Annotated in this window: 11 protein-coding genes, 2 rRNA genes and 1 riboswitch; all 13 genes read left to right on the top strand. The window is 40.4% G+C overall.

The features are described from left to right. Window positions 1–147, top strand: a 23S ribosomal RNA gene (locus AC1DCY_RS25640); the annotation flags it as partial. Between the two features lie 190 nt (window positions 148–337). Continuing rightward, window positions 338–453, top strand: a 5S ribosomal RNA gene (gene rrf / locus AC1DCY_RS25635). A 1,278-nt stretch (window positions 454–1,731) separates the two neighbouring features. Beyond that, window positions 1,732–1,926: an NETI motif-containing protein gene (locus AC1DCY_RS25630; protein ID WP_477355075.1), complete on the top strand. Its 195-nt coding sequence runs from the start codon at window positions 1,732–1,734 to the stop codon at window positions 1,924–1,926. 93 nt (window positions 1,927–2,019) lie between these two features. Next, window positions 2,020–2,118, top strand: a riboswitch (purine riboswitch). A gap of 191 nt (window positions 2,119–2,309) precedes the next feature. Continuing rightward, the gene (gene purE / locus AC1DCY_RS25625) at window positions 2,310–2,798 is read left to right on the top strand and encodes a 5-(carboxyamino)imidazole ribonucleotide mutase (RefSeq protein ID WP_460014500.1); all 489 of its coding nucleotides are present in this window, start codon (window positions 2,310–2,312) and stop codon (window positions 2,796–2,798) included. Beyond that, a complete protein-coding gene (gene purK, locus AC1DCY_RS25620) occupies window positions 2,795–3,919 on the top strand; it encodes a 5-(carboxyamino)imidazole ribonucleotide synthase (RefSeq protein ID WP_477355072.1) in 1,125 nt (374 codons plus the stop codon). The genes purE and purK overlap by 4 nt, the downstream gene beginning before the upstream one ends. Window positions 3,920–3,932: 13 nt before the next feature. After that, on the top strand, window positions 3,933–5,228 hold the full coding sequence (gene purB, locus AC1DCY_RS25615) for an adenylosuccinate lyase (RefSeq protein WP_402871332.1): 1,296 nt from the start codon (window positions 3,933–3,935) through the stop codon (window positions 5,226–5,228). 98 nt (window positions 5,229–5,326) lie between these two features. Next, window positions 5,327–6,037, top strand: a complete 711-nt coding sequence (purC, locus tag AC1DCY_RS25610; RefSeq protein ID WP_477355069.1) for a phosphoribosylaminoimidazolesuccinocarboxamide synthase — start codon at window positions 5,327–5,329, stop codon at window positions 6,035–6,037. A 2-nt stretch (window positions 6,038–6,039) separates the two neighbouring features. Further along, window positions 6,040–6,288 carry a phosphoribosylformylglycinamidine synthase subunit PurS gene (gene purS, locus AC1DCY_RS25605; protein WP_079562648.1) on the top strand — a complete coding sequence of 83 codons (249 nt, stop codon included), beginning with the start codon at window positions 6,040–6,042 and terminating at the stop codon, window positions 6,286–6,288. Window positions 6,289–6,290: 2 nt separating this feature from the next. Beyond that, complete coding sequence (gene purQ / locus AC1DCY_RS25600) at window positions 6,291–6,974, top strand: phosphoribosylformylglycinamidine synthase subunit PurQ (RefSeq protein WP_477355066.1); 684 nt, start codon at window positions 6,291–6,293, stop codon at window positions 6,972–6,974. Beyond that, the gene (purL, locus tag AC1DCY_RS25595; RefSeq protein WP_477355063.1) at window positions 6,961–9,195 is read left to right on the top strand and encodes a phosphoribosylformylglycinamidine synthase subunit PurL; all 2,235 of its coding nucleotides are present in this window, start codon (window positions 6,961–6,963) and stop codon (window positions 9,193–9,195) included. The genes purQ and purL overlap by 14 nt, the downstream gene beginning before the upstream one ends. Next, window positions 9,171–10,595 (top strand): amidophosphoribosyltransferase, encoded by a 1,425-nt coding sequence (gene purF / locus AC1DCY_RS25590; RefSeq protein WP_477355061.1) that lies wholly within the window; start codon window positions 9,171–9,173, stop codon window positions 10,593–10,595. Before purL ends, purF begins: the two co-directional genes overlap by 25 nt. A gap of 86 nt (window positions 10,596–10,681) precedes the next feature. Then, window positions 10,682–11,737 (top strand): phosphoribosylformylglycinamidine cyclo-ligase, encoded by a 1,056-nt coding sequence (gene purM / locus AC1DCY_RS25585; RefSeq protein WP_477355058.1) that lies wholly within the window; start codon window positions 10,682–10,684, stop codon window positions 11,735–11,737. After that, window positions 11,737–12,306: a phosphoribosylglycinamide formyltransferase gene (purN, locus tag AC1DCY_RS25580; RefSeq protein ID WP_477355055.1), complete on the top strand. Its 570-nt coding sequence runs from the start codon at window positions 11,737–11,739 to the stop codon at window positions 12,304–12,306. Before purM ends, purN begins: the two co-directional genes overlap by 1 nt. Window positions 12,307–12,601: the final 295 nt, after the last annotated feature.

Here is a 12,601-nt window from a genome sequence, read left to right as displayed (position 1 = left end):
ATCTAAGCATGAAGCCCCCCTCAAGATGAGATTTCCCATTACGCAAGTAAGTAAGATCCCTCAAAGACGATGAGGTAGATAGGTTCGAGGTGGAAGTGTGGTGACACATGGAGCTGACGAATACTAATCGATCGAGGACTTAACCAAAACGTTTGAAACATTCAATGCACCGTTTATCCAGTTTTGAAAGAACAATTTCTTTTWTCAACCAAGGGTTTCAAGATACGAGTAGTTCGAGGAAGCGATGGAGAGARGGAAGGAGCGTACTCAAGTACGTGACTGACTGAACGACAGAAGCTGACGAAGAAATACGAYGTATATTGAAAGCCGAMAATAGTCTAGTGATGATGGCAAAGAGGTCACACCCGTTCCCATACCGAACACGGAAGTTAAGCTCTTTAGCGCCGATGGTAGTTGGGGGCTTCCCCCTGTGAGAGTAGGACGTCGCTAGGCACCTGAAAAAGTCGAGGATTTATTCCTCGGCTTTTTTGTTTTATAAATTAATAATAAAATGATATACTCTTTTAAATGTTAAAATTTACATAATAAATTCAGTTGTATAATATATGAACGAACCAACCCAACCCAACCTGCCGAAAAAACAAGGCAAAACAGATTGTCTGTGGAATGTTTCGGGGGAAGCAACACATTTGTGCTCGTAGAAACAAAAACGACTGATAGAATCAACGAACAGGCGGATAGAACGCCATCAAAAGAGATTCTTACAACTTGTTGGAATGCCCAAAAATAAAAGAGGAAGAGGCAGTCACCAGAACGATTCGGGCGGAAGCTTCACATCGGATATTGCCTCAAAATTTGATATATCCATCACTTATTGCTCAAAGAATAAAGTCGGACGAGCTTTATTAGCGAATTTTAACTTCTTTCAGCAATGTTTTATGTAACGTAAGTGAAACGGCAGTTACAAATATTTTATGAAACGACAGGTTTGAAGATTGAAGTTAGGTCTATAACACATATCTTGCTTTGATACTGGGGGAAAATAAAAATGAGGCGTAACATTTTTTCTGCTATAACTATATTTCTCTTAATGATTGCATTCTTTATGTTTGGCTATGACTCATCAAAATGGTATGGTAGTTTTTTTTAATTCCTTTATGATCTAAGTATATTTACGCCATTTATATTAGGAGGACTAGGAATAATTAGCGCAATTTTGGGGATTAAAGGCGATATCCGTATGATTTTGATTGTACTCAATGCTTTTTTAATGTTCCTGTTCCTAGGTGCATATCTAATTGGAGTCTACGGATTTCAAAATCCTTAATAAAGAGCTGCAGTTTATTTTTCTGCAGTTCTTTTAATTTGTCTTCGAATAGTAACAATAAAAATATAATTCCTTTTTAATAGCTGGTCATCAAAAGTTGAGAATGATATTTATTAAAACGTATGCTATGTATAAAGTTGATTGGAGTGGAGGGTGATCGACTCCTTGGGGATTAGCACTATAGGACGAAGGCTAAAACCATCACGTCCTGTGATAACGCCTTCGTGACCAACATCGTATCGCTGCCGCTACGCTTTCGCGCAAAAAACATTTATTGATCCAGTCCGCTCATCGGACGCCCCCGGTCGGAACGAAAATCAACCTCACGCTATGGTGAAAAGCATTTTATTAATGAATCATACATACTAAAGGAACAAACTAAAGGTATAATGGGATTCATACAAGGGAAAATAATTGGAAACAAGATTGAAAGGAAGAAAGATTTGGGGAAAAAACAAATTTGGTATGAAGTAGAAGAAAACGAGTCAATTGAAGATTGTTTGGCAAGAATGCGTCGAGATGGTTATATGGCAGTGGGAAGAAAAGAAGAACCGATTTTTCACTTAGTCAATGAAGAACCAACGTATTTACGTCAAAAAATACAATTTAAAGCGATGTTATGGCAAGATCCTGAGTGAATTTGACTAAAATCCGAACATTTGTTTATAGCTAAAATAAATTGTTCGCATTTTTGCATTGACGATAGTGGAATGACTTGTTAAAATATGAGAAGGAAAAACAAATAAGTCCCACATATATGCTAGAGGATTGGCTCTAGTGTCTCTACCCGGCACCGTAAATGCTGGACTATGCGGGAAAGCACTTTTGGCATGTTAAGGGAAGGTTTATGTGCAGAAATGTACATTTCATATTCTTTTCATAATAAGTCCTCAAGTAAACTGCTTTCACGTGTATGTTAGGGAGTAGTTTATTTGAGGATTTTCTTTGTTATAAAAAGTAAAAAATGTAGTAGCTATAAAATATTTGATCATTCTTCTAACGTTAAAAAGGAGCGACAATCATGAATCCGAAAATCGGTGTCATTATGGGGAGTTCAAGTGACTGGGAAACAATGAAACATGCATGTGATATTTTAGATGAATTACAGGTACAGTACGAGAAAAAGGTTGTATCTGCACATCGTACTCCTGATTTAATGTTTGAGTATGCAGAATCAGCACGTGAGCGAGGTATTCAAGTAATTATTGCTGGTGCAGGTGGAGCTGCGCATTTACCTGGAATGGTAGCAGCTAAAACAACGTTACCAGTAATCGGTGTACCTGTTCAATCCCGTGCTCTTAACGGTCTTGATTCTTTATTATCAATCGTTCAAATGCCTGGCGGTGTACCTGTAGCAACAGTGGCGATTGGCAAAGCGGGAGCGACGAATGCAGGCTTGCTTGCAGCGCAAATTTTATCGACAACAGATGTAGAGCTTGCTAATAAACTAGATGCTAGACGTGAAGCCACGAAGCAACAAGTACTGGAAAGTACAGGTGACTTAGTGTGACAAAGATAATTTATCCCGGGCAGACGATAGGCATTATCGGAGGAGGGCAGCTTGGCCGTATGATGGCACTTGCTGCCAAAGAAGCAGGCTTTAAAATCGCCGTTCTTGAACCATCAATGGATTCACCAGGTGGACAGGTTGCAGATGTACGTATTGTAGCCCCATATGATGATGAGGCAGCTTTAGAAGAACTTGCCGAGGTAAGTGACGTTATAACATATGAATTTGAAAATATCGATTATGAAGGCTTAAAACGTTTATCACAAATGGCTTACGTCCCACAAGGAGCAGAGCTAGTACGCATCACACAAGACCGAGTGACTGAGAAAGAAGCGATTGTGAACGCAGGTTGTCCAGTAGCCCCTTATTTGGTTGTAAATACATATGAAGAATTACTAGCCAATATCGATAGGATTAGTTATCCTTGTATAGTCAAAACAGCAAGAGGTGGCTATGATGGCAAGGGGCAGCAGCTTTTAAAATCTGCAGAAGACCTACCGTTAGCAAAAGGGCTTTTCTCTCATTCACGATGCATTGTTGAGGGATTTGTACCTTTCGTTAAAGAGGTATCTGTCATTGTTCAAAGAAACGGTAATGGTGAATCATATTGTCAGCCAGTTGGAGAAAATATTCATGTTCATCATATTTTACATGAAACGATTGTACCAGCTCGTATAAAAGAGGAAACATCACTGGCTGCAGAGAAAGAAGCCTTTAAAATTGCTGATTATTTAAATTTAGTAGGGACATTAGCTGTAGAAATGTTTGTATTAGAAGATGGTGGAATTGTTATTAATGAATTAGCACCAAGACCTCATAATTCAGGTCACTATTCTATAGAAGCATGTAACGTTTCACAGTTCCACCAGCATATACGTGCTGTTTGTGGTTGGCCATTATGTAAACCACAACTTTGGGCACCATCTATTATGGTAAATGTTTTAGGGCAGCATGTCATGCCACTTAGTAACTCAATTGCTAAATATCCTGAATGGTCTATACATCTTTATGGGAAAGCTGAAGCTAAAGTGAACCGTAAGATGGGCCACGTAACGATTATGACGAAAAACTTAGAAGAAACACTACAACAAATCGAGAGTTCTGGCATTTGGTCAGAATAGAAGGAGAAACGCAATGATCGAACGTTACACAAGACCCGAAATGGGCGCAATTTGGACAGAACAAAATAAATATCAAGCTTGGCTAGAAGTTGAAATTTTAGCATGTGAGGCTTGGGCAGAAATTGGAGACATCCCAAAAGAGGATGTAGCTAAAATTCGTGAAAATGCTTCATTTGATGTTAATCGCATTTTAGAGATTGAGAAAGAAACACGTCATGATGTTGTAGCATTTACTCGTGCCGTTTCTGAGACACTTGGTGAAGAGCGAAAATGGGTGCACTATGGTTTAACTTCTACGGACGTAGTTGATACAGCCCTTTCTTATATAATTAAACAAGCGAATGATATTTTACGCAAAGACATCGTGAATTTCATTGATATTATTGCAGCAAAAGCGAAAGAGCATAAGCATACGGTTATGATGGGACGTACACATGGTGTTCATGCTGAGCCAACAACTTTCGGTTTAAAACTAGGTTTATGGTATGAAGAAATGAAGCGTAACCTAGAACGCTTTGATGCTGCGGCAAAAGTAATTGAAACAGGAAAAATGTCTGGAGCAGTTGGAACATATGCCAATATCGATCCTAAAGTTGAGCAATATGTATGCGATAAATTAGGACTTACAGCATCACCTATTTCAACACAAACATTACAACGTGACCGTCATGCTCAATATTTAGGGGCGTTGGCATTAATCGCAACATCAATTGAGAAATTTGCAACAGAGATTCGCGGCTTGCAAAAATCTGAAACGCGTGAAGTTGAGGAAGCATTTGCAAAAGGTCAAAAAGGATCGTCAGCAATGCCTCATAAACGTAATCCAATCGGGTCTGAAAACATGGTTGGTATGTCACGTTTAATGCGTGGCTATATGGTAACGGCTTATGAAAACGTAGCATTATGGCATGAGCGTGATATTTCACATTCATCTGCAGAGCGCGTTATTTTACCGGATGCAACGATTACACTTAACTATATGTTAAATCGTTTCGGTAACATTGTGAAAAACTTAACAGTATTCCCTGAAAACATGAAGCGTAATATGGGTCGCACTTTTGGTCTAATTTACTCTCAACGTATCTTATTAGCACTTATCGATAAAGGGTTAGTGCGTGAGGAAGCGTATGATACAGTACAACCTTTAGCGATGCAGGCGTGGGACGAGCAAGTTCAGTTCCGTACGTTAGTCGATGCAAGTGAAAAAATTACATCGTATTTAACGAAGGAAGAGCTAGATGATTGCTTTGACTACAACTACCATTTACAGCATGTAGATATGATTTTTGAGCGTCTTGGACTTAACTAAGTAGAGTCACTAGCGGATGTTACAGAATTGAATCGTATTCGTACGATTCAATTCTGAACAATACGCGTGTATTTCATAATATCAGGGGGAGTAACGAAATGACTAAAGGTCAACTTTTGTATGAAGGTAAAGCAAAAAAATTGTATACAACAGAGGAGCCAAATGTGTTACTCGTTGAATACAAGGATAGTGCAACAGCGTTTAATGGTGAGAAAAAAGAAGAAATTGAAGGCAAAGGCGTATTAAATAATCGCATTACCTCTTTAATTTTCGAAAAATTACAAGCAAACGGAATTGCGTCACATTTCGTAAAACAATTATCTGATACGCAGCAGCTTGTAAAAAAGGTAGACATTATTCCAATTGAGGTCGTAGTTCGTAATATAGCGGCAGGTAGCTTAGCGAAACGTCTTGGCTTTGAGGAAGGTACACCATTAAAACGCCCAATCGTTGAATTTTATTATAAAGACGATGAACTAGGCGATCCGCTCATTACTACGGAGCATATTGACGTACTTGATCTTGCGACACCTGAGGAAGTGACAGCCATTTATGATGGTGCACTTGTAGTGAACAAAGTGTTGCAGCCACTATTTGCAGATGTCAACGTTACACTAATTGACTTTAAATTAGAGTTCGGACGCGATGATGATGGAAATGTACTACTGGCAGATGAAATATCACCAGATACATGCAGACTTTGGGATGCAACTACAAAGCAAAAGTTAGACAAAGATGTCTTTCGTAGAGACCTTGGTAATTTAACAGAAGTTTATACTATTATACTTTCTAGACTCGGAGGCAAATAACAATGAAAAAAGTTAAAATTTACGTAACATTACGTGAGAGCATTCTTGATCCACAAGGTTCAGCTGTACAAGGTTCTTTAGTGAAAATGGGTTACGCTGAAGTAGAAGATTTACGTATCGGTAAATATCTTGAACTAGCAATTAAAGATACAGAACGTGATATTGATACTCTAGTAAAAGAAATGTGTGAAAAGGTTTTAACTAACGTTGTAATCGAAGACTACCGCTACGAAGTCGAGGAGGCTAACTAATCATGAAATTCGCAGTACTCGTTTTCCCTGGGTCAAACTGTGATATCGATATGTATCATGCGATTAAAGACGAGCTAGGTGAAGAAGTAGAATATGTATGGCATTCAGCAACAGATTTAAGTGGCTTTGATGGCATTTTAGTACCAGGAGGCTTCTCATACGGGGATTATCTCCGCTGTGGTGCGATGGCAAACCAATCTAATATTATGGCAGAGGTCAAGAAGGCAGCAGATGCTGGTAAGCCAGTATTAGGAGTATGTAATGGATTCCAAATCTTAACTGAAGCAGGTTTATTACCAGGTGCATTACTTCGTAATAAAAATTTGAAATTCATGTGCCGTACAATCCAGCTTAAAGTTGAAAACAATAATACATTATTCACAAACCAATATGAGCAAGGTCAAATTATTAATGTTCCAATCGCACATGGTGAAGGTAACTACTACTGTGACGAGGAAACTTTACAACAATTAAAAGATAACAATCAAATCGTATTCACATATTCAGGCGAAAATCCGAACGGTTCTTTAGAAGATATCGCAGGGATTACAAACGAGCGCGGCAATGTATTAGGTATGATGCCTCACCCAGAGCGAGCTGTTGATGCATTGGTGGGCGGAGCAGACGGTCTAGCAGTATTTAAATCAATTGTGAAGCAGTGGAGGGAAAATCATGTCAACAACTAAGTTTGAGCCAACAGCACAGCAAATTAAAGAGCAAAAGCTATACGCTGGTATGGGGATGTCAGACGAAGAATTTGCAATGGTAGAAGGTATTTTAGGACGTCTACCAAACTGGACAGAGACAGGTCTTTTCTCCGTAATGTGGTCTGAGCACTGCTCATACAAAAATTCAAAACCAGTGTTACGTAAATTCCCTACAAAGGGTCCACAAGTTTTACAAGGTCCAGGAGAAGGCGCTGGTATCGTAGATATTGGTGACGAGCAAGCAGTTGTATTTAAAATGGAATCACATAACCATCCATCAGCAATTGAGCCTTATCAAGGTGCTGCTACAGGAGTTGGTGGTATTATCCGTGACGTTTTCTCAATGGGTGCACGTCCAATTGCGATGCTAAACTCACTACGCTTTGGCGAATTAAAATCAGCACGTGGTAAATATTTATTTGAAGAAGTAGTTGCTGGTATCGCAGGTTACGGTAACTGTATCGGGATTCCTACAGTAGGTGGCGAGATTCAATTCGACCCTTGTTATGAAGGCAACCCACTAGTGAATGCAATGTGTGTAGGTTTAATCGACCACAAAGATATTCAACGTGGAATCGCAGCTGGTGTAGGTAATACAGTGATGTATGTGGGTGCTAAAACAGGTCGTGACGGTATCCATGGTGCAACATTTGCATCTGAAGAGTTAACAGAAGAATCTGAGAACCAACGTCCAGCAGTGCAAGTAGGGGATCCATTTATGGAGAAACTTTTACTTGAAGCGTGTTTAGAAGTTGTAAAATCGGACGCGTTAGTAGGTATTCAAGATATGGGTGCTGCTGGTCTTACTTCTTCATCAGCAGAAATGGCTTCTAAAGCTGGTTCTGGTGTAGAAATGAACTTAGACTTAGTACCTCAACGTGAGACAGGCATGACAGCATATGAAATGATGCTATCTGAATCTCAGGAACGTATGCTACTTGTTGTGAAAAAAGGTCGCGAAGATGAAATTAAAGCGATTTTCGATAAATATGATTTAGATGCTGTGGCAATTGGTCACGTGACGGATGATAAAATGCTACGCCTATTACATAATGGCGAAGTTGTAGCTGAAGTTCCTGCTGATGCACTTGCAGAAGATGCACCAGTTTATCATAAGCCATCTGCAGAGCCTGCTTACTATGCTGAGTTCCAGGCGATGGAAAATACAGAGCCGATGGTAACAGATTACAAAGAAACATTAAATGCACTTTTAAAAGCGCCAACAGTTGCTTCTAAAGAGTGGGTTTACGATCAATATGATTATCAAGTTCGTACATCAACAGTCGTTGCACCAGGTTCGGATGCAGCAGTTATCCGCGTACGCGGTACGAACAAAGGATTAGCGATGACTACAGACTGTAACTCTCGTTATATTTTCCTAGATCCAGAAGTAGGCGGAGCCATTGCTGTAGCAGAGGCAGCTCGTAATATCGTAGCAACTGGCGGTACACCATTAGCGATTACTGACTGCTTAAACTTCGGTAATCCTGAGAAACCAGAAATCTTCTGGCAAATTGAAAAATCAGCTGATGGTATTTCAGCTGCTTGTACTGCACTGAATTCACCAGTAATCGGTGGTAACGTATCTCTTTATAATGAGCGTTCTGGTGAAGCGGTTTACCCAACACCAACAATCGGTATGGTTGGACTAATTGAAGATTTAGCGCATGTGACAACTCAAGAAGTAAAAGCTACTGGTGATGTAGTATTTGTGATCGGCGATACAAAAACTGAGTTCGGTGGTTCGGAGCTTCAAAAATTATTAAATAATGGGATTATTTCTGGGAAAGCACCAGCTATTGACCTACAGATTGAAGCTGCACGTCAAGAAGCATTGCTTAAAGCGATTAAAGCAGGAATCGTACAATCTGCACATGATGTAGCAGAAGGCGGCCTTGCAGTTGCGCTTGCTGAAACAACATTTAGCGCAAATGGCTTAGGCCTTGATGTGACATTAACAGGCTCTGCTACAACAGCATTATTCAGTGAAACACAATCTCGTTTTGTTGTAACAGTGAAAGAAGAAAATGCAGCTGCATTTGTAGAAATTGTAAAAGACGCAAAGAAAATCGGTGTCGTAACAAACGATGCGCTTGTTCAAATCAACGGTGACAACGGTGTGCTTGTAGAAGGTACAGTGGAGGAATTCCGTTCTAATTGGAAAGGAGCAATCCCATGCTTGCTGAACTCAGAGGCTTAAACGAAGAATGTGGGGTGTTTGGTATTTGGGGCAACTCAAATCCAGCACACCTTAGTTATTACGGGCTTCATGCTCTTCAACACCGTGGCCAAGAAGGCGCTGGGATCGTCGTTTCTGACGGTCAGCATCTTCGCGCGGTGAAAGGCGAAGGACTAGTTAATGATGTTTTCAACGAAGAGAAATTAAAGGCAGTGGACGGAAAAGCAGCAATTGCTCATGTCCGTTATACGACTGCTGGAGGAGGCGGAATTGAAAATGTACAGCCGTTATTATTCCACTCCTCAACTGGTAGCCTTTCAATTGCTCATAACGGTAATTTAGTCAATGCAACGCACTTAAAACAGTACTTAGAGCGTCAAGGTAGCATTTTCCATTCTAGTTCCGATACTGAAGTGCTAGCGCATCTTATTAAGAAAAGCTCGCATTCACCATTCCGTGCGAAGGTGAAAAATGCCCTGTCTTTATTAAAGGGTGCGTATTCTTTCTTAATTATGACTAAAGATGAAATGCTTGTTGCACGTGATCCACATGGTTTACGTCCATTATCTCTTGGAAAGTTAGGAGATGGCTGGGTTGTAGCCTCTGAAACTTGTGCATTTGATTTAATAGGTGCAGAATTTGTTCGATCTGTTGAACCTGGTGAGTTATTAATTATTAACGATGAGGGTGTAAAATCTGATCGTTTTGCAGATATGGATAAACGTGCAATGTGCGCGATGGAGTACGTTTACTTAGCACGTCCTGATTCTGATATTGATGGTATTAACGTCCACATGGCGCGTAAACGTATGGGCAAACAGCTTGCTCGTGAATGTGCACATATTGAAGCTGATGTTGTAACAGGGGTACCTGATTCAAGTATTTCAGCAGCAATCGGCTTTGCTGAGGAAAGTGGTATTCCGTATGAGCTAGGTCTTATTAAAAACCGTTATGTAGGTCGTACATTTATCCAACCGACTCAGGAATTACGTGAACGCGGTGTGAAAATGAAGCTTTCTCCAGTTGTTCAAGTCGTAAAAGGTAAACGAGTAGTGATGGTGGACGATTCAATCGTTCGCGGTACAACTTCAAGACGTATTGTAAAAATGTTAAAAGATGCAGGGGCGGCAGAAGTACATGTTGTCATTTCTTCACCACCGATGACGGATCCTTGCTATTACGGCATCGATACTTCCACACATGAAGAATTGATTGCATCTAACCACAGTGTAGACGCAATTCGTGATGCTATAGGAGCCGATTCACTAACATTCCTTTCCGTTGAAGGTATGGTGGAGACTATTGCAAGACCATATGAAGATGAAAACCGTGGATTATGCCTAGCGTGCTTTACAGGTAAATATCCAACAGAAATTTTCCCAGATACAATCTTACCACATGAAAAAGAACTATTACGTTAAGAAAAACATCTAAACACGTCTAGCTATGATGACAAATCTAGATTCAGATGTGCCAAGGCGATTTGGATGATAAGGAGGAACTCTGCATGTCAAAAGCATATGAACAAGCAGGTGTAAATATTGAAGCAGGCTACGAAGCCGTAAAACGAATGAAGTCTCACGTTGAACGTACAAACCGTCTAGGTGTGATGGGCACGTTCGGAGGTTTTGGTGGTATGTTTGACTTGTCAGAACTAAATCTTAAGGAACCTGTTCTTATTTCAGGTACAGATGGTGTTGGGACAAAGCTAAAGCTAGCGTTTATGGTGGACAAGCACGACACGATTGGTGTGGACTGTGTAGCGATGTGTGTCAATGATATCGTAGCGCAAGGTGCTGAACCATTGTACTTTTTAGATTATGTAGCCCTTGGCAAGGCAGAGCCAGCGAAAATTGAGCAAATTGTAAAGGGCGTTGCAGATGGCTGTGTGCAATCTGGTGCGGCTTTAATCGGTGGAGAAACTGCAGAGATGCCAGGTCTTTATGAAGAAGATGAGTATGATTTAGCTGGTTTTGCCGTAGGAGCTTGTGAAAAATCAGCCATCGTAACAGGCGAGAAAATCGTAGAGGGTGACGTGCTTGTTGGTATTGCTTCAAGTGGGGTGCATTCAAACGGTTACTCATTAGTGCGAAAAATTGTCTTTGCAGATAATCATTACGCAGTTGATTCGATTGTGGATGGCTACGAGGATCTTGGTCCTATCGGGGAGGCCTTGTTAGTACCTACAAAATTATATGCGAAACCTGTACTTGCAGCTTTAAAAGCAGCAGACGTTCATGGATGTGCACATGTAACTGGCGGTGGTTTTTATGAAAACCTACCACGTATGATGCCAGAAGGTTTAGCAACTGAAATTGACTTAGGATCTTGGCCTGTTTTACGTATTTTTGAGTTTTTAAAAGAAAAAGGCCAGTTAGAGGACAAGGATTTATATAATGTCTTCAACATGGGTATTGGCTTCGTATTAGCTGTACCTGCAGATGAAGTAGATAAAGTGCTTGCTACAGTAGAAGCAAATGGTGAAGAAGCATACAAAATTGGTCGCGTTGTGAAAGGCGAGGGTGTTGTATTCAATGGCTCACATGATGGGAGTTTAGTGTAATGACGGTACCAACTAAAATTGCCGTTTTTGCTTCAGGTAGCGGCAGTAACTTTCAAGCTATTCAAGAGGCCATTGAACGTGGTGAACTACATGCAAAGATCGAACTTGTTGTTACAGACAAGCCTAGCGCATTTGTAGTGACACGTGCTGAGAACTATAATATTCCAGTGCTAGCTTTAAGTCCGAAAGAGTTTTCATCAAAAGCAGATTACGAGACTGCTATAATCGAGGCTCTCCATAAATGTCATGTAGAATGGATTGTGCTTGCAGGTTATATGCGCTTAATTAGTGAAGTATTACTAACTGCATATCCACAGCGCATTGTGAATATTCATCCTTCATTATTACCGGCTTTCCCTGGTAAAGATGCCATTGGTCAAGCGATCGAACACGGAGTTAAGATAACGGGTGTAACCGTCCATTTTGTAGATGAAGGTATGGACACAGGACCTATTATAGCCCAATCGGCAGTTCAAGTTGTTGAAGGTGACCGTGAGGCAACAGAAACGGCCATTCATAAGGAAGAGCATGGACTTTATACAAAAGCTTTAAAGCAATTATTAAAGTAATTCAGTAGTGAGGAGTTAGGTCTTCTGGAACAATACAGCCTAACTCTACTCTATCAATAATAGCAAGACATATTCGTGGCAAACACGATGAAAATTGGTTCATCACCAAAAGTTGTGGATGACTTTTGTTAAAACGTCTACTATGAAAATAAGTTGATTGGAGTGGAGGCTGGGCGACTCCTTGGGGATTAGCGATAGAGGAACGAAGGCTAAAATCATCACATCCTGTGATAACGCCTTCGTGACCAACATCGTGTTGGCCCGAGACCCTGGAGCGAGCATCGCGAGTGAAGCG

It is taken from the genome of Lysinibacillus sp. 10T31 (assembly GCF_056394365.1).
This window is presented reverse-complemented; position numbering and strand designations above follow the sequence as displayed.

Bases quoted from the DNA above. Each gene is read 5' to 3' on its own strand.
- purE (WP_460014500.1), top strand. From the start codon at position 2,310: ATGAATCCGAAAATCGGTGTCATTATGGGGAGTTCAAGTGACTGGGAA.
- purB (WP_402871332.1), top strand. From the start codon at position 3,933: ATGATCGAACGTTACACAAGACCCGAAATGGGCGCAATTTGGACAGAA.
- purC (WP_477355069.1), top strand. From the start codon at position 5,327: ATGACTAAAGGTCAACTTTTGTATGAAGGTAAAGCAAAAAAATTGTAT.
- purS (WP_079562648.1), top strand. From the start codon at position 6,040: ATGAAAAAAGTTAAAATTTACGTAACATTACGTGAGAGCATTCTTGAT.
- purQ (WP_477355066.1), top strand. From the start codon at position 6,291: ATGAAATTCGCAGTACTCGTTTTCCCTGGGTCAAACTGTGATATCGAT.
- purL (WP_477355063.1), top strand. From the start codon at position 6,961: ATGTCAACAACTAAGTTTGAGCCAACAGCACAGCAAATTAAAGAGCAA.
- purF (WP_477355061.1), top strand. From the start codon at position 9,171: ATGCTTGCTGAACTCAGAGGCTTAAACGAAGAATGTGGGGTGTTTGGT.
- purM (WP_477355058.1), top strand. From the start codon at position 10,682: ATGTCAAAAGCATATGAACAAGCAGGTGTAAATATTGAAGCAGGCTAC.
- purN (WP_477355055.1), top strand. From the start codon at position 11,737: ATGACGGTACCAACTAAAATTGCCGTTTTTGCTTCAGGTAGCGGCAGT.